The organism is Gluconacetobacter diazotrophicus PA1 5, from assembly GCF_000021325.1.
Taxonomy (GTDB): domain Bacteria; phylum Pseudomonadota; class Alphaproteobacteria; order Acetobacterales; family Acetobacteraceae; genus Gluconacetobacter; species Gluconacetobacter diazotrophicus.
The window spans coordinates 1,533,576-1,556,616 of the sequence record NC_011365.1; the positions used below are offsets into that span (position 1 = coordinate 1,533,576).

At 66.0% G+C, this 23,041-nt stretch carries 19 protein-coding genes and 1 riboswitch; of the genes, 7 read left to right on the forward strand and 12 right to left on the reverse strand.

Annotated features, from left to right (window positions below):
* Positions 1–8 precede the first annotated feature (8 nt).
* The 5 genes from GDIA_RS06865 to GDIA_RS06890 form a co-directional block, all read right to left on the reverse strand.
* The gene (locus GDIA_RS06865; RefSeq protein WP_244455116.1) at positions 9–935 is read right to left on the reverse strand and encodes a CDP-alcohol phosphatidyltransferase family protein; all 927 of its coding nucleotides are present in this window, start codon (positions 933–935) and stop codon (positions 9–11) included.
* A 50-nt stretch (positions 936–985) separates the two neighbouring features.
* Complete coding sequence (locus tag GDIA_RS06870; protein WP_012223196.1) at positions 986–1,702, reverse strand: phosphocholine cytidylyltransferase family protein; 717 nt, start codon at positions 1,700–1,702, stop codon at positions 986–988.
* Positions 1,702–2,829 carry an inositol-3-phosphate synthase gene (locus GDIA_RS06875; protein ID WP_012223195.1) on the reverse strand — a complete coding sequence of 376 codons (1,128 nt, stop codon included), beginning with the start codon at positions 2,827–2,829 and terminating at the stop codon, positions 1,702–1,704. Before GDIA_RS06875 ends, GDIA_RS06870 begins: the two co-directional genes overlap by 1 nt.
* A gap of 684 nt (positions 2,830–3,513) precedes the next feature.
* Positions 3,514–4,653: a glycerate kinase gene (locus tag GDIA_RS06885; RefSeq protein ID WP_012553748.1), complete on the reverse strand. Its 1,140-nt coding sequence runs from the start codon at positions 4,651–4,653 to the stop codon at positions 3,514–3,516.
* A gap of 50 nt (positions 4,654–4,703) precedes the next feature.
* On the reverse strand, positions 4,704–6,020 hold the full coding sequence (locus GDIA_RS06890) for an MFS transporter (RefSeq protein ID WP_012223182.1): 1,317 nt from the start codon (positions 6,018–6,020) through the stop codon (positions 4,704–4,706).
* A 181-nt stretch (positions 6,021–6,201) separates the two neighbouring features.
* Between GDIA_RS06890 and GDIA_RS06895 the strand changes: the two genes are divergently transcribed.
* From GDIA_RS06895 to GDIA_RS06905, 3 genes are all read left to right on the forward strand, one after another.
* Complete coding sequence (locus GDIA_RS06895; RefSeq protein ID WP_012553749.1) at positions 6,202–7,404, forward strand: sugar diacid recognition domain-containing protein; 1,203 nt, start codon at positions 6,202–6,204, stop codon at positions 7,402–7,404.
* Positions 7,405–7,493: 89 nt separating this feature from the next.
* Positions 7,494–7,880, forward strand: coding sequence for a hypothetical protein (locus tag GDIA_RS19435; RefSeq protein WP_012553750.1), 387 nt, complete (start codon positions 7,494–7,496; stop codon positions 7,878–7,880).
* Positions 7,881–8,167: 287 nt separating this feature from the next.
* Positions 8,168–8,347 carry a CsbD family protein gene (locus tag GDIA_RS06905; protein WP_012223176.1) on the forward strand — a complete coding sequence of 60 codons (180 nt, stop codon included), beginning with the start codon at positions 8,168–8,170 and terminating at the stop codon, positions 8,345–8,347.
* Positions 8,348–8,535: 188 nt separating this feature from the next.
* On the opposite strand, the gene GDIA_RS06910 is transcribed toward GDIA_RS06905, so the two are convergent.
* The gene (locus GDIA_RS06910; protein WP_012223174.1) at positions 8,536–9,012 is read right to left on the reverse strand and encodes an Lrp/AsnC family transcriptional regulator; all 477 of its coding nucleotides are present in this window, start codon (positions 9,010–9,012) and stop codon (positions 8,536–8,538) included.
* Positions 9,013–9,159: 147 nt separating this feature from the next.
* Here GDIA_RS06910 and GDIA_RS06915 point away from each other — a divergent pair, with 147 nt between their 5' ends.
* Positions 9,160–11,370, forward strand: a complete 2,211-nt coding sequence (locus GDIA_RS06915) for a TonB-dependent receptor (protein WP_162013725.1) — start codon at positions 9,160–9,162, stop codon at positions 11,368–11,370.
* On the opposite strand, the gene GDIA_RS06920 is transcribed toward GDIA_RS06915, so the two are convergent.
* Together GDIA_RS06920 and GDIA_RS06925 are read right to left on the reverse strand one after the other, a co-directional pair.
* Entirely contained in the window at positions 11,355–12,185 is an 831-nt protein-coding gene (locus tag GDIA_RS06920; RefSeq protein ID WP_012553751.1) for an IS5-like element ISGdi3 family transposase, read from the reverse strand. The genes GDIA_RS06915 and GDIA_RS06920 overlap by 16 nt on opposite strands.
* A gap of 292 nt (positions 12,186–12,477) precedes the next feature.
* Positions 12,478–12,939, reverse strand: a complete 462-nt coding sequence (locus GDIA_RS06925; RefSeq protein ID WP_012223167.1) for an Lrp/AsnC family transcriptional regulator — start codon at positions 12,937–12,939, stop codon at positions 12,478–12,480.
* 108 nt (positions 12,940–13,047) lie between these two features.
* Here GDIA_RS06925 and GDIA_RS06930 point away from each other — a divergent pair, with 108 nt between their 5' ends.
* Positions 13,048–14,523, forward strand: coding sequence for an aminotransferase class V-fold PLP-dependent enzyme (locus tag GDIA_RS06930; RefSeq protein ID WP_012553752.1), 1,476 nt, complete (start codon positions 13,048–13,050; stop codon positions 14,521–14,523).
* Between the two features lie 97 nt (positions 14,524–14,620).
* Here GDIA_RS06930 and thiC read toward each other — a convergent pair whose 3' ends face one another.
* The 4 genes from thiC to pckA all read right to left on the reverse strand — a co-directional run bounded on the left by thiC (position 14,621) and on the right by pckA (position 20,144).
* A complete protein-coding gene (gene thiC, locus GDIA_RS06935; protein ID WP_012223163.1) occupies positions 14,621–16,501 on the reverse strand; it encodes a phosphomethylpyrimidine synthase ThiC in 1,881 nt (626 codons plus the stop codon).
* Positions 16,502–16,568: 67 nt separating this feature from the next.
* A riboswitch (TPP riboswitch) is annotated at positions 16,569–16,677 on the reverse strand.
* An 83-nt stretch (positions 16,678–16,760) separates the two neighbouring features.
* Positions 16,761–17,636 carry a type I 3-dehydroquinate dehydratase gene (aroD, locus tag GDIA_RS06940; RefSeq protein WP_244455117.1) on the reverse strand — a complete coding sequence of 292 codons (876 nt, stop codon included), beginning with the start codon at positions 17,634–17,636 and terminating at the stop codon, positions 16,761–16,763.
* Entirely contained in the window at positions 17,629–18,429 is an 801-nt protein-coding gene (locus tag GDIA_RS06945; RefSeq protein ID WP_012223159.1) for a sugar phosphate isomerase/epimerase family protein, read from the reverse strand. The genes aroD and GDIA_RS06945 overlap by 8 nt, the downstream gene beginning before the upstream one ends.
* Before the next feature lie 95 nt (positions 18,430–18,524).
* Positions 18,525–20,144 carry a phosphoenolpyruvate carboxykinase (ATP) gene (pckA, locus tag GDIA_RS06950; protein WP_012553754.1) on the reverse strand — a complete coding sequence of 540 codons (1,620 nt, stop codon included), beginning with the start codon at positions 20,142–20,144 and terminating at the stop codon, positions 18,525–18,527.
* A 295-nt stretch (positions 20,145–20,439) separates the two neighbouring features.
* Here pckA and GDIA_RS06955 point away from each other — a divergent pair, with 295 nt between their 5' ends.
* Positions 20,440–21,798 (forward strand): sugar porter family MFS transporter, encoded by a 1,359-nt coding sequence (locus GDIA_RS06955; protein WP_012223153.1) that lies wholly within the window; start codon positions 20,440–20,442, stop codon positions 21,796–21,798.
* Positions 21,799–21,883: 85 nt separating this feature from the next.
* Positions 21,884–23,029, forward strand: coding sequence for a pyridoxal phosphate-dependent aminotransferase (locus GDIA_RS06960; RefSeq protein WP_012223151.1), 1,146 nt, complete (start codon positions 21,884–21,886; stop codon positions 23,027–23,029).
* The last annotated feature ends 12 nt before the right edge of the window (positions 23,030–23,041 follow it).

A 23,041-nucleotide genomic window follows, 5' to 3' on the forward strand; every position in this document is an offset into this window, starting at 1 on the left:
CCGGCGACCTACGAAACGGTGTCGGCCACGAGCGAAAGCTCGCCACGATAAGCGTCGGACGGGCAGGCCATGCTGTCCAGTTCCGCCAGGATCGCCCGGTCGCACGCGCGCTGCCGCGCCAGAAGCAGCAGCAGGACCAGCGTCAGGCCGATGATTTCAAAATAGAAATAGGCCATGGGCACGCCGAGGAAGACGCACAGGAAGATGCCGATGGTGCGATAGTTGGCCGACAGGATCGACCAGCGGCGCAGCAGGGGGGCGGCGGCCTGACGATAGTGCTGGCGGATCGCATCCACATGGTCGGGGTGGGCCGCCATCATGGCGGACAGGCGCCGGTCCAGCCGGCTGTCGCCCCCGGCGGTCATCGCCTCGATCCGGTTGTACAGGCCGAACAGCAGGTCGCCCGCCCGCTGGCCGGATCGTGCCACCGACCGGGCGAGGGGGGAGCCGCCGCGCCCCCAGCCCCGGAAATTATAATCCTGCCGCTGCCGTTCATAGGCGGCGGACTGCACCGCGTGACAGAAGCCCGCCAGCAGGATCACGGGCCAGACCCAGCCACCATGGTCGCGGGCCAGGGCCAGCGCCAGGCCGGTATAGACGGCGATGAACGTCACGTAGTCGCAGATGCCGTCCAGGATCTTGCCGGTATGGGACTGCTTGCCCGTCAGGCGCGCCAGTTGTCCGTCCGCGCCGTCCATGACGTGCCAGACGACCATCAGCACGAATCCCGCCACCGCGCAGCGCCGATCATGGTCGCGATGATAGGCGACGCCGGCCATGATACCTGCCAGCATGCCGCCGAGCGACACGGCGTTGGGGGCCACGCCCAGACGGGCGAAACGCTGCGTCAGCCACGCCGAGATCGGGTGGATGACGTGCAGGTTGGTCAGTTCCTCGATTTCCGACGTCCGCCGGACGGGATCTGGGTGGTCCACGATTGCCGGTCCCTGTTCCATCACGCCCTTGCCCTGCGCATGGCCGGGGGTCAGAGCAACCCCTGCGCCATCAGGCGTTCTGCCTTGTCATAGGCGACGGGATCGTCGACATCGATCCACAGGCGTTCACCGATATCGCAGACATGCGCCTTGTGCCAGCGGGCCAGCGTGTTCATCGCGCCCGAGATGCTGTCCTCGCCCTCGGCCTGGCTGCTTTCCAGGGCGTCGAACATGATCGGCGTGCACAGGAAGATGCCGGTGTCGAACGCGTTGAAATCCGCGATCGATTTCCCGATATGCTCGATCCGTCCATCGCGGCACCGCACGCGGGTCACGTCGTCGGGGTCGTTGAGCATGCGCTCGACATCGAAATCGACGCCCAGCGTCACGGTGTCGGGCCGCGCGGGCAGCGACACCATCAGGCGGTTGATGCCGGGGTCCAGCACATGGTCGCACATCGTCAGCAGGAACGGGCCGTCGAGGAACGGCTTCGCGCTGAGCACGGAAATTCCGTTGGCGCGGTCCCACGCCGCATTATGGACGTGGGTGACGCGCACGCCCTCGCATTCCGCCATGCCGTCCAGGGCCTGGCGCAATTCGTCGCCGCGATAGCCGTTGATGACGACGAATTCATCGACCCCGCCGCGGCGGGCGCGGTCGATGACCTCGGCGATCAGGGGGCGCCCCCGGATGGGGACCAGGGGCTTGAGTGGCCCCTTGTCACGAAGACGACTGCCCTGCCCCGCGGCGACGATCAGGCATTTCATCAGGCGATGACGGCTTCCGGCGCATAGGCTTCGATGAAGGCCTCGACCATCTCGTGCGCTTCGTCATCCGTGTACTGGACCGGCGGATGCTTGCAGAAATAGGCGCTGGGGCCGGCCAGCACGCCGCCGATGCCATGATCGAGCGCCAGCTTGCAGCAGCGGACCATGTCGATGGCGACACCGGCCGAATTGGGCGAATCCTGGACCGACAGGCGCAGTTCCAGCTCCATCGGCACGTTGCCGAAGATCTGGCCTTCCATACGGACGAAGCAGACCTTGTTGTCGTTCTGCCACGGCACGTAGTCGCTGGGGCCGACATGGATGTGCTCGTTTTCCATCCGCGTCTTGGCGACGGCCTGGACGGCCTCGGTCTTCGACGTCTTCTTCGAGACCAGGCGTTCCTGGTTCTTCATGTTCAGGAAGTCGGTGTTGCCGCCCGTGTTCAGCTGGTAGGTGCGCAGCAGCTTCACGCCGCGCTTGGCGAACAGGTCGGTCAGCACGCGATGGACGATGGTGGCGCCCAGCTGCGACTTGATGTCGTCACCGATAATCGGCAGGCCGCGCGCGGCAAAGCGTGCGGCGAAGTCCGGGTCACTGGCGATGAAGACGGGAATGTTGTTGATGAAGCCAACCCCGGCCTCCAGCGCGCATTCGGCATAGAAGCGCGCGGCCTGCTCGGAGCCCACCGGCAGGTAGTTCAGCAGGATCTGCGCGCCGCTGCGGCGCAGTTCCTCGACCACTTCGGCCTTCGTCGGCTGGGCGGCGTCGGCCAGCACGAAGGTGCGATGCGGCTCGTACGAAGCCATATGTTCGGACAGGCCGTCCAGCACGGCGCCCATGCTCACGGTCACGCCGCTTTCGGGAATGTCCTGCTCGAACGTCTTCACGCAGTTGGGCAGCGCGAAGATGGCCCGGCTGACATCGGTGCCGACCTTGCGCGCATCGATGTCGAACGCCGCCACGACCTGGATGTCGCTGGGGCGGTAGCCGCCTACGGACTCATGCATCAGACCGACCACTTCCTCGCGGCAGCGCGCGGGAGTGTAGTAATGAATGCCCTGGATCAGGGCGCTGGCACAATTGCCGACGCCCGCGATCGCGATGCGGATACCGCCTTTAGTCTTCATAATCTATCCCGTGTACCATGCAGAAAAGGGCCCGTGCCCGCCACCCGTTGGCCGCCGCACGAGGAGAATGGCAATGTCGTCTGAACAGGTCCGGCGCCGGTGCCACGGCGACAAACGCATCGTCCGGTTTGTCGCGCAGCACTACTCCCAATGACACGTTCCGGGCAAGCCGGGATCATGATCCCCGGCCGGACCGTCGAAACGAAAACGGAGCCTCCTGTAATGCTGGGCGGCAGCATCCGGGAAATGCAGGGCAAGATCAAGGTCCTCCGCCTGCTGCTACATGCCGGAGCCGCCAGCGCGCGCCACATGCCCATGAAACCGTGGTTTTATGTTCCACGGCCGGGCGCGCGTGGAGTTAATTTCGATTCATCTTTCCATGGCGGATGCCATGCGGCCGGCTCGGCGGCGGCCCTCCCGCCATAGAGAAAACACATTAAAAACTGGCTCTTATAGGAAAGTAAGGCACCGATCCCTACCTGAAAGACCCTGCGGCCGGGTGGGCAGCCTGTCGTGATCGAGTAAAATATAATCAATAAAGAGGCCGCACCCGCCACTCGGCTGCCCGGTGACCCAATTCATTTCGATTCCATGCGTAATAGATGGTAATACATAATGAACGCCCGTCCGGCGGATTTGCCCGATTTCCGGAATCCGCTCCGGGCCGGTCACGGGTTCGTGGGGTCAGCGCGGGCGCAGCAACGCGGTGGCGGCGGCGATATTGCGGGACGTGGCGCGGACATTGGTCGCGGCCTCGGCCAGGGCTTCCTCCAGCGTGCAGGGCCGGTTGACGACACTGAAGACCGCGTCGATCCCGTGCACGTGCACGGCTGCGGCATCCGCCCCCAGCGCACCGGCAATGCCGATCACCGGTCGTCCGTGCCGGCGGGCGATGCGTGCGACACCGATCGGCGCCTTGCCGTGCACGGTCTGACCGTCGATCCGCCCCTCGCCGGTGATCACCAGGTCGGCATCGGCGACGATCGCGTCCAGGCCCAGCGCGTCCATCACGATATCCACCCCGGGCCGCAGCACGCCCCCCAGGAAGGCCAGCGCCGCCGCCCCCATGCCCCCGGCCGCACCCGCCCCGGGAACCGTGTCGACACGGTTCCCGGTCGCCGCGGCGATGGCCCGGGCATACAGGGCCAGATTGTCGTCCAGGCGTCGGACCATGTCGGGCGTCGCCCCCTTCTGCGGACCGAAAATGGCCGAGGCGCCCAGCGGACCGGTCAGCGGATTGTCCACGTCACATGCCACCTCCACCCGGCAACCGGCCAGGCGCGGGTCCAGGCCCGAGAGGTCGATCCGTGCCAGACGGGCCAGCGCCCCGCCCCCGAACGGCAGATCCGCCCCCGCATCGTCGCGCAGCGACACACCCAGGGCCTGCGCCATGCCCGCCCCCCCGTCATTGGTGGCGCTGCCGCCCAGGCCCAGGATGATGTGCCGGCAACCGCTGTCCAGCGCCGCCAGGATCAGTTCCCCCACCCCGCAGGTCGTGGCGGCCAGCGGGTCGCGCCGGTCGCGCGGCACCAGCATCAGCCCGGCCGCCGCCGCCATTTCCACGATCGCCGTGCGCCCGTCGCCCAGGATGCCGAACGCGGCTTCGACCGGCGTGCCCAGCGGCCCGGTCACGATCCGCGCCTGCATGCGCCCGCCGGTCGCGATCACCAGCGATTCCGCCGTGCCTTCACCCCCGTCGGCGGCCGGCAGCTTCACATAGGTCGCGCGCGGATAGATGTCGCGAAAACCATCCTCGATCGCATCGGCCACCTGCAGGGCCGACAGGCTTTCCTTGAACGAGTCGCAGACGATGACGATCTTCATGGCCGGTTCCCCTCGGCTGTTTCTGGATGGCCCAACATCAGCGCGAGATATCAGCGGTTTACGCGGGCTGGCGACATACGCAGCACCAGTGTCACGCCGAGGATGGCGAGGCCCGCCAGCAGGTACAGCGCGCCGTCAGTGCGGTGGGTCATGTCCTTGACCCAGCCGACCAGATAGGGGCTGACGAATCCCGCCATCTGCCCCATCGAGTTGATGAGGGCGAGACCGCCCGCCGCCGCCGCGGGACTGAGATAACCGCCGCAAAGCGGCCAGAACATCGGCAAGCCGGTCAGCGCGCCGGCCGTGGCGACGGTCAGCGCCGCCAGGGCCACCGGGGTGTCGTCCGGGAAGCGGGCGGCCACCGCCAGCCCGGCCGCCGCCATCAGCAGCGGAATGGCAAGGTGCCAGCGCCGTTCGCGCCGGCGATCGGCCGACCGGCCCATCAGGATCATGAAGATGGTGGCCGCCAGATAGGGAATCGCGCTGAGCCAGCCGATCGCCGCCGGATCGTGGACGCCGCTGGTGCGGATGATGCTGGGCAGCCAGAAATTGATCGCGTACACCCCGGCCTGGGTACAGAAATACAGCAACCCCAGCATCCAGATCGCCGGATTGCGCAGCACGGCGCCGAAACTGTCGGCCAGGCGGGGCGGCTGGTCCAGCCGGTCGCGATCCAGCGCATCCTGCACCGCCGCGCGTTCCGCCGCCGTCAGCCATCGCACCTGGCCGATCGTATCGCTGAGCAGGAACATCATGCCGATCCCGAGCAGCACGGTCGGCAGCCCCTGCAGCAGGAACAGCCACTGCCAGGCGGCGATCCCGCCAGGGGACGCGGCGAAGTGCCCCAGCATCCAGCCCGAGAGCGGGCCGCCGATGACGCCCGAAAGTGGAATCGCGGCCATGAACAGGGTCAGCACCCGCCCGTGCCGTGCCGAGGGAAACCAGCGGGTCAGATACAGGACGAGACCGGGAAAGAAGCCGGACTCCGCGGCCCCGGTGGCCAGGCGCAGCGCATAGAAGCTGGCCGGACCGCGAACGAACATCTGCGCGGCGGACAGGGCGCCCCAGACGATCATGATCAGCGCCAGCCAGCGCCGGGCGCCGACGCGCTGCAGCATCAGGTTGCTGGGTACGCCGCAGGCGATATAGCCCAGGAAGAAGATCCCCGCCGCCAGACCATAGGCGCGTTCGGTCATGTGCAGGGAATCGAGCATGTCGAGCTTGGCGAAGCCGACATTCACCCGGTCGAGATAATTGAACAGGTAACAGGCGAAAATATAGGGCACCAGGCCGAGCGTGACCTTGCGGAAGGTCGCATCCAACCGATGGTCATCCGCCGGCGGCGAGAGGGGGGCGTTTCCGTGCATCGTTCATCCCCGAGGCTTTTGAGACAGCCCCTTGTTCTTTTTTTCCTCCTCCACACGCACCTGCGTCTGGAGGGTTTCGCTGATGCTACGGCCGAATGATCTGGCCGTCTTTGTGCATCTGCACTAAAAATACCCATGACGGAGCCCGAAATTCCGGGCGGATGACGGAGCGCACGAGACCATGCCGAGCGTGGCGATCGATCCGGCCCTGGCACAGGCGATCGTAGACCGGTCGATGACCGTCATTGCCTGCAACATCAACGTGATGGATTCCCACGGCGTCATCATCGCCAGCGGCGATCCGGCACGGCTGGGGCAGGTGCATGACGGCGCGTTGCGGGTCATGGCCCGGCAGGAGGCGGTCGAGATCGAACCCCGGGCCGCGCCGCCGGACGGCGACGCGCGGCCCGGCGTCAACCTGCCGCTGCGGCTGGGCGGAGCGGTCGTCGGCTGCGTCGGGCTGACGGGTGTGCCGGGGACCATCCGCCCCTATGCGGAACTGGTCCGCATGGCGGCGGAGACCATGCTGGAGCAGGCACAGCAGAGCCGCACCCTGTCCCGCGAGACCCGCCTGCGGGAAGAACTGGTCCTGAGCCTGATCCGCGACGAAGCCCCCATCCCCGCGCTGGCGGCGTCGGCGGCGCGGCTGGGCATCGACCTGCGGCCGGCCCGCGTGGCCGCGATCGTCGAGATCCTGCCTCGGACACAGGACGGCATCGCCCTGGTGGGGGACATGCACCGGCTCGGCACCCTGCTGGGCGCGCCGGACCAGGGCAACCTGGTCGCCCCGCTGTCGCTGACCGAAATCGCGGTCCTGACGCCGGCGCTGACCGCCCGCGGGACATGGGACCCGGACCGCCTGCGCGAGCGGGCGCAGCGGCTGCTGGCCCGCGCGCAAACGGCCACGGGCCTGGACCTGCGGCTGGCGCTGGGGCGCCCTGTCGAAGGGCCGGGAGGCATGGCACGCTCCTACCAGGTGGCGCGCGCGACGCTGGCGGCCGGACGGCGGCTGCACCCGGCGCGGCGCGCGCTGTTCTATGAAGACATGCGCCTGCCGGTGCTGCTGGACGACCCGCTGCGGGACTGGCGGACGCAGGAACTGCGCGCCCCGCTGCGCCCCCTGACCGATGCGGCGCGGCATGCCCCGCTGCTGCGCACGCTGCGGACCTGGCTGGACCATGGCATGCAGCAGCGTGCGACCGCCGCCGCCCTGGGCCTGCACCGCAACAGCCTGGATTACCGGCTGCGGCAAATCGAACGGCTCTGCGGCGTCGACCTGACGCGCAGTGCGGATATCGTCGCGCTGTACCTGGCCCTGCACCTGACCCCGGACGCGGTCCCGGACCGGCCCGCGGATCCCGATCCCGCCCCCGTGGTCACGTGAGATCATATTCGGTTACATACGGTTTCTTTCCCTCCCCGCCCCGGGGCCACATCATCGACCGATCTGTTCATCGCTTTACGGACCTGACCATGACCCATTCCCGGACCCTGCTGTGCTGCCTGCTGATCGCCAGCGCCCCCCTTCTGGCGGCATGCGGCGATGACGGCACCGATTCGAACTGCCATGCGGGCAACGGCATGGGCGGCCATCACCGGTTTGGCGGCATGGGCGGCGGCATGGGGGGATTCGGCGGAGGCATGGGCGGCGGTATGGGTGGAGGAATGGGGGGCGGCATGGGCGGCGGCGGCATGGGTCGCGGAATGGGTGGGGGTGGCATGGGCCGAATGGGCGGCGACGAATCCTCCAGCCCATGTTCCAGCAGCAGCCATCAAGGGCAACAGGGTACCCATGGCAGCCATCGCCCGGGCGCCGACGTCAATCCCGGCAACGCGACCATCGGCGACCCGCAGTCCTGATCGCGACGGGAACAGGATTTTTTCGAATACCTGACGGAACGGGGTATGCGTGCCCCGCTTGCCCGCTGCCCCACACCCGGTCCCATATTTCCCATAATTATCGAAATTTCCGTTATCTTTTCGCACCCTGCAGGTCGATCAGCACGCCCCGCGCGTACCCGGCCTCGTCATTCCGTGACGGTCCCCGCCCGGCTGGCCCGGCCCGGCCACCGCAACCCCCCTGCACGGCCAGCGTTGAATGACATGTCGGCCCCCGGCCGGTGGGGCATGATGACGGAGTAGGAAATATGGGCGAGTTTAAAGACAAGATCAAAGGACATGCCGACGCGATGGTCGGCGAGATCAAGCGCAGTGTCGGCAAGGCCACGAAGAATACCGACCTGGAAGCCAAGGGCACCGCGCAGAAAATGAAGGGCGACGCCGAACGGGCCAAGGGCGCGGTCAAGGGTACCATCAACAAGTTCTGACGCTTCACCGCTTCGCCGGATCGTGTTCGGAGCAGCGCGATCAGCCGCACCGGGGCCTATGGGATCGACCCCGGTGCGGCACGACGGTTATCTGGCGGCGCGGTTGTGTATTCGTCGATTGGCATGCGCAGCGATGCGAAGCAAACGCGCGTCGGAGCGCTGCCGGTGCGCATTTCCAGACACGTCCCCTACAATGGGGGGTTATGATTATCCAGCACCTCCTTGAGGCAGATGAATGTTCGTGTGCGGCGTATGCCGGGAAGAGACATGAGATATTCACTGTGCATTGCGTTAAATTGATAAATATCTTCCGCTCTTATTTTTAGAAAATAGTCGAATTCTCCGGACACGAGATAACAATCCGTCACCATGCCGATTTTCTTTACGGCGGTTTCGAACGTATCAAGATTGATGTTGTTCAAGCCGTCCAGGCAGACCCCGACGAGGACAAGGGCGCCGCGATTGATCATGGGCTGATTGAGGATCGCGCTGAATTTCAGGATGACCCCGCGGTCCACCAGGCGCTGGACTCGGCGGAAGCATGTCGCCGCACTGATATTCACCGCCTGGGCGAGATCGGAAATGGGCAACCGTCCATCTTCGGCCAGGATCCGGATGATGTTCCTGTCGATAGCGTCCAGGGTCGGGGTGATTGATACCGCCATGCTATCCTTCGGAAGGTGAGGAAAAGCGCAATTTTTCGGTTCCACCTGCAAAGATCGATATAAAATCGATTTTAAAATGAACGCACCTTTCATACCGATTTCGTTATGATCTGTCATCACAATTTTTTGATAATGGATCGGGAATCGATGCGCATCGTCCTCTTGCCCTGCCTCGCCGCGACCTCAATAAGTATGTTGGCGGTTTCCGCATCCTATGCTTGGGCGGACAATAGCCCGTCGCCCCCCAGGACGAACAAACAGGCCAAATCGCGGCCGTTACATGCGCAGGGGACGCGCAAAGCGGGCAGCGCCATCACCAGCCAGGATGAAGCGGTGGCTGTCGTGGGAACACGTGAGACATCGCATGGGATGGAGCAGAGCGTTACCCGTGCGACGATGGACAAGTTCGTGGCGGGGACCAGTCCCCTGCAGATTCTGTCGGCCACGACACCGGGTGTCAATTTTGCCTCGGACGACCCGTTCGGCCTGGATACATGGGCGAACACATTTTATATTCGCGGCTATTCCCAAAGCCAGTTGGGCATCACCCTGGACGGTATCCCGCTGGGCGATGCCCAGTTCATCAATTCCAACGGCCTCGATATCAATCAGGCGATCATCCAGAACAATATCGGTCGCGTCGACATGTCGCAGGGTGGCGGTGCGCTCGATGTCATGTCCGTCACCAACCTGGGTGGCGCGCTGCAATATTATTCACTCGATCCGCGCGACAAGGCTGGTGGAGACATTTCACAGACGTTCGGCAGCAACCAGACCTATCGCACGTACGTCAGCGCCCAGAGCGGCAAGCTCAATTCCAGCGGGACGAAGTTCTATGCGTCGTACGCGCGCACCGATGCCGGGAAATGGAAAGGCGCCGGGGACCAGTTCGAACAGCAGGCGAATTTCAAGATCGTACAGCCGCTCGGGCGTTACGGAAAACTGTCCGGATTCTTCAATTATTCCGAATTCGACCAGTATAATTACAGCGATTTGAGCCTGGAAATCATCCAGAAGCTCGGCCGGAACGTGGATTATTTCTATCCGAACTACAAAGCCGCGTATCAGGCTGCCGAGGGGATCTATCCCGCAGGCTATGCCAAGGTCGGAGATGCCATGGACGTCTCCTATTACGATGGTGGCCAGGACCAGCGGAATTATCTTTCCGGCATCACGTCCACGATCGATCTGACGTCCCGCCTGCATCTGAAGACGGTGCTGTACGACCAGCAATCGGCGGGGGACTACGAATGGACCAACCCCTATGTGTCGTCGCCCTCGGGCGCGCCCATGATCCAGCAGGTCGGGCACACATCGATGACGCGCGTGGGCGGGATTGGCGCGGTGCAGTACCAGATCGCCAATCATTCGCTTGAAACCGGCGTCTGGTACGAAAACAACGGATATAGCTGGGCGCAACGGTACTACAACCAGCCGCTCCTGGGGGAGGGTACGCCCCGAAGCGCCACCGGACCGTACAACGATCCGTTCGCCACCGCATACGCCATGACCTTCAATACCAACAGTTTTCAATATTACCTGGAAGATTCCTACCGTATCTTGAAGACGCTGCGGGTGCACGCGGGCTTCAAATCCATGCTGACGACGACGTCGGGCGGCGCATCCTATAACAATCCCGTCTATACGGGCCAGGACACCCTGCCCAGTGGCAGCCTGACCACCGCCAGCGCCTTCCTGCCGCATGTCAGCATCAACTGGAATTTCCTGCCCCGGAACGAACTGTTTTTCGACTTCGCGGAGAACATGCGCGCATTCACCTATAATACATGGCAGAGCGGGAATGCATGGGGGGTCAATGAGATGCCCCAGAACCTGAAGCCCGAGACCACCTTCAATTACGAGGTCGGCTATCGATATAATTCCCGCTTCGTCACGGGCCTCGTCAATCTGTATCATATCGATTACAGGAACCGGCTGGCCACCATCACCACCGGCAGCCTGGTGAACGCCCACAATACCTATATCAACGTGGGGAACATGGCGATCTGGGGTGCCGATGCCGGCGTGACGGTGCGCCCGCTGCCGGGCCTCGAGATCTTCAACAGCGCCAGCTACAACAAATCCACCTATGGGCAGGATGTATCCAGCGGCGGGGTAAATTATCCCATCAGCGGCAAGCAGGAGGCCGGCTATCCGCAATGGATGTACAAGGCCAACGTCTCGTACAGGTATGGCAACGCGAAGGTCAACTTCAACGTCAACTATATGGGAAAGCGATACATCTCGTACATGAACGACGCCGCCGTGAACGGGTATTGGCTGGCATCGCTGTCGGCGACGTATATCTTCAAAACCATTCCCCATCTCTCTCAGAGCCTGAATCAGAAAGCGGTTTGATTGATTTTCCGTAGAACTCTGCGGATATGAGCGATCATCAGCCACGCGTGGGATGAGGAGATTGTTGCCTCGACATCCCTCGTGAGGCGGCGGCAGCGACCGAGCCATGCAAAGCTACGCTCCACGATCCAGCGTTTGGGCAGGACGACGAAGCCTTGGGCCCGATCGCTGCGTTTGACGATCTCGATCGTCCATCGGCCGAGTTCAGCCAGCGCACCACGCAACTTCTCTCCGGCATATCCCCCGTCGCCGATCAGATGGCGAAGCCAGGGGAACAATGAGCGTATCCTGGTCGCTACCAGCGGCGCGCCGTCACGATCCTGAACGTCGGCGGGATGCACGACAGCCGCCACGACATGACCCAGCGTGTCGGTGGCGATATGCCGCTTGCGTCCCTTGATCTTCTTGCCCGCGTCATAGCCGCGCGGGCCGCTATTTTCTGCGGTTTTCACCGACTGGCTGTCGATAATGCCCACCGAAGGCGTGGCGTCCCGTCCATCTTGTTCACGCGACAGGATCACGAGAATATGGTTCATGGCCTCCCACCGTCCCTCGCGTATCCACCGATAGAAATAGCCTTGCACGGTCGTGAAGGCAGGAAAGTGCCGGGGCAGTTGCCGCCATTGGCAGCCGGTCGTGACGATATAGAGGATCGCTTCCATGACGCGGCGCAAATCGGTGCGGCGCGGTCTCCCCAGACGTTTCCTCTCGGGCATCAACGGCGCAATCAGCGCCCATTCCGCATCGCGCAGGTCACTTGCATACTCAAGGTCGTCCCGGCGATACTGCGCGCGGGTGATTTCAGTCCAGGCCATCTTGATCTCATCAGGTCGTCGCAAACCCATGAATCATAACCCGCTGAAATCACTCAACTCATTTTAAGTCAGACAGTCAGCTTGAATTCAATTTCGGCGTCTACAACCTGTTCAACCAGGAATATATCGGCGGCATCGGCGGGTTCTCACTGTCCGGTGACACGCAGCAACTCTTTGCCGGCGCGCCACGCCAGTTCTTCGGTACGCTGCACGCACGGTTCTAGAACAGGAAGGGGTGCGCGGTGAGGTTCGACCCATCACGCACCCCGCCCGCGTCCCTGTCCAGCCACGCTTACAAGGGCAGGTCCCGGCGGTCGCAGATCGCCTCCATGGCCATGTAGGATGTGACCGTGTCCAGTTCGACCCGGGCGATCAGGCCGCGATAGATCTCGTCGAAGGCGTTCATGTCCGTCGTGACGATCTTGAGCATGTAATCGTAATCGCCCGCGATCCGGTAGAAATCGATCACGTTCGGCACGGCCGTCACCGCGTCGCGGAACCGGTCCAGCCAGTCCCGCGAATGATGGCGCGTGCGCACCATGACGAAGACGGTCAGCCCCAGCCCCAGCGCCACCGGGTCCAGCCGCACCGTCTGGCGCTGGATCAGTCCGCGTTCGCGCAGGGCATGCAGCCGGCGCCAGCATGCGTTCTGCGACAGGCCCACGATATCGGCCAGTTCGCGTTGCGACAGCGCGGCATCCTGTTGCAGGGCCCGCAGCAGGGCACGATCAAAATGATCCAGATTTTCCACCATAACCGATCATATGACCCGATTTCGGCCGTTTCAATGCAGGAAAAGGGGAAGTTTTTTCCCGCCGTGCCGTCTATTTTCATCGCGAACCCTCTTGAGGCGAACAGTGCGATGCAGGACGACCAGCCCCCTTTTGCGGATTTCATCGCATCCTTGCGGGTGGACGACCTGTCCGGATTGCGCGCCGGGCTGATCGGCGAGGGCGCGCCCGTGCCCGGACCGTTCGGCGTCCATCCGCTGGTCTATGCCGATTATGTGGCGTCCGGCCGGGCGTTGCGGCAGGTCGAGGATTTCGTGATGAACCGGGTCCTGCCCTATTACGCCAACAGCCATACCGAGGCATCGTTCTGCGGCCGGCATGTCAGCCGGATGCGGCGGGCGGCGCGCGAGGCGATCGCGCAATCATGCCGTGCGGGGGCGGGATTTTCCACGATCTTTACCGGGTCGGGCGCGACGGCGGGGCTGAATCGCCTGGTTCACCTGCTGGGCGTGGCCGATGCCGCCCGGGCAGGCGAGGCCCCGGTGGTGTTCATCGGCCCGTACGAGCATCATTCCAACATCCTGCCCTGGCGCGAGAGCGGTGCCGAGATCGTCGCCATCGACGAGGCGGAGGGCGGCGGCCCCGACCTGGCGCATCTGGCGGCGGCGCTGCAGGCCGCCGGTCCCGGCCGGTTGAAGGTGGGGGCCTTCTCGGCGGCGTCCAACGTGACGGGCATCGTCACCGACACCGACGCCGTCACGGCGCTGCTGAAGGCGCACGGCGCCCGCGCGGTATGGGATTATGCCGGCGGCGGCCCGTACCTGCCGATCGACATGAAGGGGGGCGACATGAAGGGGGGCACGGCGTGCGAAAAGGATGCCGTCGTGATCTCGCCGCACAAATTCATCGGCGGTCCGGGCGCGTCGGGGATCATGATCGTGCGCGACGCGGCGGTGACGCACCACCGCCCGGTCTTCACTGGCGGGGGCACGGTGCGGTTCGTCTCGCCCTGGGGTCACGATTACGCCGAAAGCATCGCCAGCCGCGAGGAAGCGGGCACGCCCAATGTGGTGGGCGACATTCGCGCGGGGCTGGCGTTCCTGGTCAAGGCGGCGATCGGACAGGCGCGCATGGATGCGCGCCACGCCGCGCTGTACCGCATGGCCAGGGCGGTATGGGACCGTAATCCCAATATCGCGATTCTGGGCCTGTCCGGGAAGCATCCACGCGCGGCATCCTGCCTGCCGATCTTCTCGTTCCAGGTCCGCGACGCCCGGCGGGGCGGAATGATCCACCAGCAATTGTTCACCCGCATGCTGTCCGACCGCTACGGCATCCAGGCCCGTGGGGGATGCGCCTGCGCCGGACCGTACGCCCACCGGTTGCTGGGCATCGACCGGGACGCCTCGCAGGCGCTGCGCGCCGCGATCCTGGAGGGGGACGAAATCAGCAAGCCCGGCTGGACGCGGCTGAATTTCAGCGTGCTGATGGATGATGAAAAGGCCGGGCGCATCATCGCGGCGGTGGACGAACTGGCCCGCGCGCCCTATCCGACCGCCGACCATTACACGGTCGATCCGGCCACCGCCCGATTCCGCGCGGCATGAAGGCAGGCAGGGCCCGATGCCCTGCCCCCCCCAATCGATTTTTCCAAGGGGTCAGCCCCTGCGGCGGGCCAAGGGCTGAGCCCTGGCCCGCCTTTGGTCAGTCGGCCACCGCGATGTCGATGGCCCCGCCACCGGCACGGAACCGTTCGCTCATCTCCTCCAGGCCGGCCTTGATGTCGGCCGTGGACAGGCCGTCATTCTGGGCACGGGCCGCGTCGCGGATATCCTGGCTGATCTTCATGGAGCAGAATTTCGGCCCGCACATCGAACAGAAATGCGCCGTCTTGTGGGCTTCCTTCGGCAGGGTTTCGTCATGGAAGCAGCGCGCGGTTTCCGGATCGAGGCCGAGATTGAATTGGTCCTCCCACCGGAATTCGAAACGGGCGCGCGACACCGCGTCGTCATGCAGGCGGGCGGCGGGATGGCCCTTGGCCAGGTCCGCGGCATGCGCCGCGAGCTTGTAGGTGATCACCCCGGTCTTGACGTCGTTGCGGTCCGGCAGGCCCAGATGTTCCTTGGGCGTGACGTAGCAGAGCATGGCGGTTCCGAACCAGCCGATCATCGCGGCGCCGATCGCGCTGGTGATGTGGTCGTATCCGGGCGCGATATCGGTGGTCAACGGACCGAGCGTGTAGAACGGCGCCTCGCCGCAATGGGCCAGTTGCTCGTCCATGTTGGCCTTGATCTTGTGCATCGGCACGTGGCCCGGGCCTTCGATGATCACCTGGCAGCCATGGTCCCAGGCAATGCGGGTCAGTTCGCCCAGCGTGCGCAGTTCGGCGAACTGCGCCGCGTCGTTCGCATCGGCGATGGAACCGGGGCGCAGCCCGTCGCCCAGGCTGAACGACACGTCATAGGCGCGCATGATTTCGCAGATTTCGGCGAAATTCTCGTACAGGAAGCTCTCGCGATGGTGCGCCAGGCACCATTTGGCCATGATCGAGCCGCCGCGCGAGACGATGCCGGTCACGCGCTGAGCGGTCAGCGGGATGAAGGGCAGGCGCACGCCGGCATGGATGGTGAAGTAATCCACCCCCTGTTCGGCCTGTTCGATCAGCGTGTCGCGGAACAGTTCCCATGTCAGGTCCTCGGCCACGCCGCCGACCTTCTCCAGCGCCTGGTAGATCGGAACGGTGCCGATGGGCACGGGGCTGTTGCGGACGATCCAGTCGCGGATATTGTGGATATTGCGCCCGGTGGACAGGTCCATCACCGTATCCGCGCCCCAGCGCGTGGCCCAGACCATCTTGTCGACTTCGTCGGCCACATGTCCCAGCACGGCGGAGTTGCCGATGTTGGCGTTGATCTTCACCAGGAAGTTGCGGCCGATGATCATCGGCTCCAGTTCCGGGTGGTTGATGTTGGACGGCAGGACGGCGCGCCCCCGGGCGATTTCGTCGCGGACGAATTCCGGCGTCACGAAATCCGGGATGCTGGCACCGAAATCCTCGCCGTCGCGCAGCGGCTTGTCGGCCTGCGCGCGGCGCAGGTTTTCGCGGATCGCGACATATTCCATTTCCTCGGTCACGATGCCGGCGCGGGCGTATTCCAGCTGCGTCACCGGCCGGCCGGCCCGTCCACGGCGAACCACCCGCCGGCCGTTGTCGAACGCGGGGGCCAGCATCGATCCGGTGGCGCCGCCATTGTCCTCGGGCCGGACAATGCGGGGCTGGGCCACGGTCTCGGTGTCCCCACGGCGGACGATCCACGCGTCACGCACACTGTCCAGCCCGCGCGCGATGTCGATATCGGCCTGCGGGTCGGTATAGGGGCCGGAGGGATCGTACAGCGTCACCGGCGCTTCGTTGGCCGTGGGGTGCAGGTCCACCTGGCGGAACGGCACGCGCAGGTCGGGGTAGAGCGTACCGGGCTGATAGACCTTGTGGCCACCCACGCGGGGGCCGACGGTCACGTCACCCGTGGCGGGCGCATGCGCGGGCTGACGCGGAGAGGCAGGCGGGGGGCTCTGGATGTTCATAGCGCGTCCTCGTTGCTTTTGGAGGGGCCGCGCCGGCGCGAAATGTCATCCTGGCGACGCATCGCGGCATCGCGCTCAATTCCCATCCCTTCGCCGGCATGACCCGGATCAGGTTCGACGGGTCAGGGGCTAGCCCCTCTCTCAGCCATTCTGACGCGGCTCCCCGGAGAACGCGACGATCTTAGAGCGGGGGGAACGCGGCGGGTCAAGAGAAACGGCCCACCCCTGGCACCGGCGCGTGTCACATTGTCGCGCACCGTCAGCGGCCCGTCCCGGCTGTCCGCAGGCCGGGGGCGACGGCGTGATGGACGATTTCGACACAATGCCGCAGGTCGCGGGCATCGATCTGCCCCGGTGCCGAGGGATGGTCCAGCATGCCGAAGGTCGCGGCCGAGCCGAAGATTTCACCCGCCAGGCGCGAGACGACGCCGCTTCCGCCCATCGCCATGGTGATCAGCGGCCGGTCGGCCCAGCGTGTGCGCATTTCATACGTGGCGGCCAGCAGGCTGAGCACGTCCCCCGCGTCATGCGGCATGACCGCGAGCTTCAGGACATCCACGTCGCACTCCTGCATCCTGCGCATGCGCTCCACCAGGCGATGGGACGGACCGGTGCCGGCGAAGTCATGGGACGACAGGATGACGCGCACGCCCGCGGCCCGCGCCGCCGCGACGATGCGCCGCACGACGTCCCGGCCGCGATTGAATTCGACGTCGATCAGGTCCGGCAGCAGGTCGGCCTCCAGCACGTGGTCGTAGAAGGCGACATAGGCCTCGTCATCGATCGGGGTCGCGCCGCCCTCCGCCCCGGTGCGAAAGGTCACGATCAGCCCGCGACGGTCCAGGATCGCCCGCAGGTCGCGGCACAGGGCGGTGACGCGCGCGCCGTGACCGTCATGCCCCGGGCGCGCGTCATGCCAGTGATCGGCCCGGGCCTCGACCAGGTCCACCGCGTCGTGGCCGGCCAGGCGGCGGGCGGCGGCCCGGACCTCGTCCGCCCCGGCGGCGACGATCGGCACGATCACCGCCGCGCGGCCGACGCCCAGCGTCACGCCCCGCACGGGCACGGCGCGCAGTTTCGGCCCCGGCGCCAAGGGTTCCGGTTCGTCCGGGGCGTGGTCCTTCGCGCTACGCATGGACCGTGCTCCCCGCCAACTGGTCCAGCAGGTGCGTGGTGGCACGGCGGACATGCAGGGCCACGGCCTCGGGCCCCTGTTCGCGGGTCATGCGCTCCATCGGGACCGCGATCGCGACGGGGGTGCCGGGCGGAAGACGGGTCAGGATGCCGGCCAGGTCCAGCGCCCCCTCCCCGGGGGGCAGGCGTTCGGACCCGTTTCCCGCCTGCAGGCCGTCGGACAGGTGCACGAACGGCACCAGCCGGCGCGGCAGCGCCGACAGGGCGGCCAGCGTGCCGCCACTGTGCGCGACATGCAGCGTATCGACCAGCACGCCGCCATTGGGCGCCCCCGCCATGACCACCAGGTCCAGCGCCGCCTCCAGCGTGGACACCGCCGCCCCCGGGGCGAATCCCAGCACCACGCCCAGCCCGCGCGGGCGGGCCAGGGCGCACAGGGCGGCGAAGCGGTCGGCCATCCGGCCGCGATCGCGGTCGCAGGGCATGGCGATCACGTAGCGCGCGCCCAGTTCCGCCCCGGCCGCCAGCAGCGGTTCCACGTCCGCGACGTCCAGGTCCGGCGTCAGGCATACGCATTCGATGTCGTGGACCGCGATGCCCGTCTCCGCCGCCGCCCGGCGCGTCGCCTGCAGCATCGCCGGATCGTCCATCAGCGGATAGGCCGTTCCGCCCTCCGTCACGGAGGCCAGGCGCAGGCCCACGCCGCGATAGCCGGTCCGGGACGCGACACGGATCATGTCGGGGGGCGCCAGCGACAGGGTCGTCAGATGCGCCAGAATCAGGTCGTGGGTCATGCAGCCTCCTGCGGTACTCAGAGGACTGCCGGGGGCGGCACCGGGGCAGCCTGCACTGACACCGAACGCCGCCGCCGGGTGCTGGTTGTTTTTTGCTATGGCCGGACGGGACGGATCGCCGCGGCCTGGATGTCGGGCGTGCAGCGCGCGTGGAACGCCGCGAAATTCCGTTCGAACCGCGCCGCGAGGTCCGACGCGGCATGGCGGTAGGCGTCCGGATCGGCCCAGGCCGCCGCCGGGTCCAGCAGCGCGGCGGGGATGCCGGGCACCCGGGCGGGAATGGACAGGCCGAAATGCGGCTCGACCTGGAAGGGGGCGTCGTCCAGCCGCCCGTCCAGCGCCGCGTTGACCAGGGCCCGTGTATGCGCGAGCGAGATCCGGTCCCCCACGCCGTACGGGCCGCCGGTCCAGCCGGTATTGACCAGCCAGCACGTGACCGGCACGCGCGCCAGGCAGGCCGCCAGCCGGTCGCCGTACAGTTCCGGCGGGCGGGGTAGGAACGGCGCGCCGAAGCAGGCGCTGAACGTCGCCTGCGGCTCCTTCCCCAGCCCCTTTTCGGTGCCGGCGATCCGTGCTGTGTAGCCCGACAGGAAATGATAGACCGCCTGCGCCGGCGTCAGCCGCGCGATCGGCGGCAGCACGCCGAACGCGTCGGCCGTCAGCATCACCACATGGCGCGGCAGCCCGCCCTGCCCGTCCGCGCTGGCATTGGCGACGAAATCGATCGGGTAGCAGGCCCGCGTGTTTTCCGTCAGGCTGCCGTCCGCGAAATCCGGCACGCCGTGCGCGTCGGCCACCACGTTTTCCAGCACCGCGCCGAAGTGCCGCGATGCGTCCCAGATTTCCGGTTCGGCCGCCTGCCGCAACCCGATCACCTTGGCGTAGCAGCCCCCTTCGATATTGAAGACGCCCCGGCCCGACCAGCCATGTTCGTCATCGCCGATCAGGTGCCGCGACGCATCGGACGACAGCGTGGTCTTGCCGGTGCCCGACAGGCCGAAGAACAGCGCCACGTCGCCATCCGGCCCGATATTGGCCGAACAATGCATCGGCATCACGTCCTGGTCCGGCAGCAGCCAGTTCATGACCGTGAAGATCGATTTCTTGATCTCGCCCGCGTACCCGGTGCCGGCGATCACGATCAGGCGCTGTTCCAGCGACAGGATGACGCCCGTGCTGCTGCGCACCCCGTGCACCGCCGGGTCCAGGTCCAGTTCGGGCGCGTGCAGGATCACGTAATCCGGCTGGAATCCCGGCAGGTCGGCCGCCGGGGGGCGGATGAACATGTTGCGCGCGAACAGGGCGTGCCATGCCGAGGTCGTGACCAGCCGGATGCGGATGCGATGGGCCGGGTCGGCGCCGGCATACAGGTCCTGGGTGAACAGTTCCTGCCCTTCCAGGTATCCGCGCGCATGGTCGCAGACGCGCTGGAACGCGGCGACCGGCAGGGGCATGTTGATGTCGCCCCACCAGATGCCGGCGCGCGTCGCCGGTTCGTCGACGATGAATTTGTCCTGCGCCGACCGGCCGGTATGCACCCCCGTCCGTACCATCAGCGCCCCGCCGGCGGACAGGCTGCCCTCGCCCCGGCGGATCGCGCATTCGGTCAGTTCGGGGGCATGGAGGTTGGCATGGACCGGGCCGGCATGACGCAGGCCGGTTCCCGCCAGGACGCTGTCGGAACCCGCAGGCCGGAAACCGTTCTTGTTCTTCATTCTTTCCGCTTCCTGAATATGGCGTGACCCGCAGCATAGCAGCGCCCTGTCCGTCACCCCACGGCTATTGTCGCAAATTCCTTATGTATTCTAACGGTTTCCGACATGCCTATATCGGCCAGTGGCGTCGATTTTCCGTATCGTTTGCATGGCGTTAAGCGCCCGACGGGCCGTGCAAAAGGTTCCACCCGAAACATTCATGATGTCATCACAAAATTGTTCATCACCTGCGATGCGATCCTGACACAGTCCTTTAGCGTTTGATTTTCATCCATATCTTTTATACGATAAGCTAATGAATGAAAAAGAACGGCCGGAAGCCAACCTCATCATCGACGTCATTGCCGGAATCTCGGCTGCCGGCGGGTTATTGTTCGGATACGACACCGGCATTATTTCCGCCGCGTTGTTACAGATCGCGCCGCAGTTCCATCTGGGTATCGGCGGGCAGCAGATCGTCACGTCCGCCATCATCGCGGGGGCGCTGCTGGGGTGCCTGGGGGCGGCGCCGCTGTCCGACCGGGGCGGACGGCGGCGCACGGTGATGCTGGCCGCGACGGTGTTCATCATCGGCACCGCCATGGCCTCGCTGGCCGGCAGCGTGTGGATGCTGACGCTGGCGCGCTTCGTGTTGGGCCTGGCGGTGGGGGCGGCATCGCAGATCGTGCCGCTCTATATCTCGGAACTGGCGCCGGCGCGGCGGCGCGGCCGCCTGGTGGGGATGTTCCAGCTTGCGGTGGTGTCGGGGGTCCTCGTCTCGTTCATCGTGGGCTACCTGCTGCGCCACGACAGTTGGCGGGTCATGTTCGGCCTGGGCGCCATTCCGGCCGTCATCCTGCTGCTGGGCATGGCGTTCCTGCCCAACAGCCCGCGCTGGCTGGCGATGCGCGGCGATTTCGAGGGGGCCCGGGTCGTGCTGCGCCGGGTGCGCGGCAACCATCATGTGGCCGAGCGCGAATTGCAGGATATCATCGACGCCCATGACAGGCAGGCCCCGTGGTCCGAACTGGCCAAGCCATGGGTGCGGCCGGCGCTGGTGGCGTCGATCGGCATCGGCCTGCTGTGCCAGTTGAGCGGCATCAACGCCGTGCTCTATTATGCGCCCACCATCTTCTCGGGCGCGGGGTTCGGCGAGGGATCGGCCCTGCTGACCTCGGTCGCCGTGGGGGTCGCGATGATCGTGGCGACCCTGTTCGGCAGTTGGGCCGTCGAGGCGATCGGCCGGCGCACCCTGATGCTGTGGATGCTGCCCGGGGCCAGCGTGGCGCTGTTCATCCTGGCGAGCCTGTTCCATGCCGGGCAGCCCACCGGGCTGCAGGCCTGGGCGATGGTCGCGTCCCTGCTGGCCTATGCCATCCTGAATGTCGGCAGCCTGTCGGTCACGATCTGGATCGTGGGGGCCGAGATCTATCCGCTGTCGGTCCGGGGCAAGGGCATGAGCCTGGTCGCCGCGTCGCACTGGGGGGCGGACCTGCTGATTTCTCTGACCACCCTGTCGATGGTCCAGGCCTTCGGCGCCGGGGGGACCTTCATGCTGTTCGGGGTGGTCAACGCCCTGGCCTTCCTGTTCGTCCTGCGCTACGTCCCCGAAACACGCGGACGGTCCCTGGAGGAAATCGAGGCCAGCCTGCGCGACGGCACGTTCGTCCGATAGGGTTCCGGGGGCAAACCTTGTCGGCGGGGCCGGCCGCGATTATCCCGGATGCACGCCCCTTCGCCATCATCTGGACTGTCCCGACATGACCGTACCCCGGATCGACCCGTTCCATGCCGTCGGCCTGAGCACGCTTGCGCATCGCATGGCGGCCGAGGGGCGCAGCATCGTGCACATGGAATTCGGCCAGCCCTCGACCGGCGCGCCGAAGGCCGCGATCGCCGAGGCCCATCGCATCCTGGACAGCGACGGCATGGGATATTGGGAGAGCACGCCGCTGAAGGCGCGCATCGCCCGGCATTATCGGGACAGCTACGACGTCAGCGTCGAGCCGGAACAGATCTGGCTGACCTGCGGGGCGTCGCCGGCCTTCGTCCTGGCACTGAATTGCTGCTTCGCGCCCGGCGCGCGGATCGCGCTGGCCCGCCCGGGCTATGTCGCCTATCGCAACACGCTGCGCGCGCTGTATCTGGAACCGGTGGAAATCGCCTGCGGCCCGGCCGAACGGTTCCAGCTCTCGGCCGCCGCCATCGCGGCGCTGGACCCGCCGCCCGACGGCGTGATCCTGGCCAGCCCCGCCAACCCGACCGGCACGATCCTTTCCACCGAGGAAATGCAGGCCATCGTCGCGCTGTGCCGCGCGCGCGGCATCCGGATCATCTCGGACGAGATCTATCACGGGCTGAGCTATATCGGACCGGTGCGCTCGGTCCTGCAGGACGACCCCGACGCGCTGGTGGTCAACAGCTTCTCGAAATATTTCAGCATGGCGGGCTGGCGGCTGGGCTGGCTGGTGGTGCCCCCCGCGCTGGTCGAGGCTGCGCAGACGCGGGTGGGCAACATGTTCCTGACCCCGCCCTCGCTCAGCCAGCATGCCGGGCTGGTCGCCTTCGACTGCCGCGAGGAGCTGGAGGGCCATGTCCGCATGTACCGCCACAATCGCGACCTGATGCTGGAGCATCTGCCCGCGCTGGGGCTGTCGCGGATCGCGCCGCCGGACGGGGCGTTCTATATCTACGCCGATATCGGGCACCTGACCGACGACAGCCTGGCCTTCTGCGCCCGGCTGCTGGCCGAAACCGGGGTGGCGACCGCACCGGGGCTGGATTTCGACCCGATGGAGGGCCACCGTTTCATGCGCTTCAGCTTCGCGGTCTCGACCGACCGGCTGGAGGAGGCATTGCGACGCATGACGCCCTGGTTCGCCCGCGCGCGCGACGCCGCGCGATAGGGCAGACCAGGG

Bases quoted from the DNA above. Each gene is read 5' to 3' on its own strand.
- GDIA_RS06870 (WP_012223196.1), bottom strand. From the start codon at position 1,702: ATGAAATGCCTGATCGTCGCCGCGGGGCAGGGCAGTCGTCTTCGTGAC.
- GDIA_RS06875 (WP_012223195.1), bottom strand. From the start codon at position 2,829: ATGAAGACTAAAGGCGGTATCCGCATCGCGATCGCGGGCGTCGGCAAT.
- GDIA_RS06885 (WP_012553748.1), bottom strand. From the start codon at position 4,653: ATGAAGATCGTCATCGTCTGCGACTCGTTCAAGGAAAGCCTGTCGGCC.
- GDIA_RS06890 (WP_012223182.1), bottom strand. From the start codon at position 6,020: ATGCACGGAAACGCCCCCCTCTCGCCGCCGGCGGATGACCATCGGTTG.
- GDIA_RS06895 (WP_012553749.1), top strand. From the start codon at position 6,202: ATGCCGAGCGTGGCGATCGATCCGGCCCTGGCACAGGCGATCGTAGAC.
- GDIA_RS19435 (WP_012553750.1), top strand. From the start codon at position 7,494: ATGACCCATTCCCGGACCCTGCTGTGCTGCCTGCTGATCGCCAGCGCC.
- GDIA_RS06905 (WP_012223176.1), top strand. From the start codon at position 8,168: ATGGGCGAGTTTAAAGACAAGATCAAAGGACATGCCGACGCGATGGTC.
- GDIA_RS06910 (WP_012223174.1), bottom strand. From the start codon at position 9,012: ATGGCGGTATCAATCACCCCGACCCTGGACGCTATCGACAGGAACATC.
- GDIA_RS06915 (WP_162013725.1), top strand. From the start codon at position 9,160: ATGCGCATCGTCCTCTTGCCCTGCCTCGCCGCGACCTCAATAAGTATG.
- GDIA_RS06920 (WP_012553751.1), bottom strand. From the start codon at position 12,185: ATGGCCTGGACTGAAATCACCCGCGCGCAGTATCGCCGGGACGACCTT.
- GDIA_RS06925 (WP_012223167.1), bottom strand. From the start codon at position 12,939: ATGGTGGAAAATCTGGATCATTTTGATCGTGCCCTGCTGCGGGCCCTG.
- GDIA_RS06930 (WP_012553752.1), top strand. From the start codon at position 13,048: ATGCAGGACGACCAGCCCCCTTTTGCGGATTTCATCGCATCCTTGCGG.
- thiC (WP_012223163.1), bottom strand. From the start codon at position 16,501: ATGAACATCCAGAGCCCCCCGCCTGCCTCTCCGCGTCAGCCCGCGCAT.
- aroD (WP_244455117.1), bottom strand. From the start codon at position 17,636: ATGCGTAGCGCGAAGGACCACGCCCCGGACGAACCGGAACCCTTGGCG.
- GDIA_RS06945 (WP_012223159.1), bottom strand. From the start codon at position 18,429: ATGACCCACGACCTGATTCTGGCGCATCTGACGACCCTGTCGCTGGCG.
- pckA (WP_012553754.1), bottom strand. From the start codon at position 20,144: ATGAAGAACAAGAACGGTTTCCGGCCTGCGGGTTCCGACAGCGTCCTG.
- GDIA_RS06955 (WP_012223153.1), top strand. From the start codon at position 20,440: ATGAATGAAAAAGAACGGCCGGAAGCCAACCTCATCATCGACGTCATT.
- GDIA_RS06960 (WP_012223151.1), top strand. From the start codon at position 21,884: ATGACCGTACCCCGGATCGACCCGTTCCATGCCGTCGGCCTGAGCACG.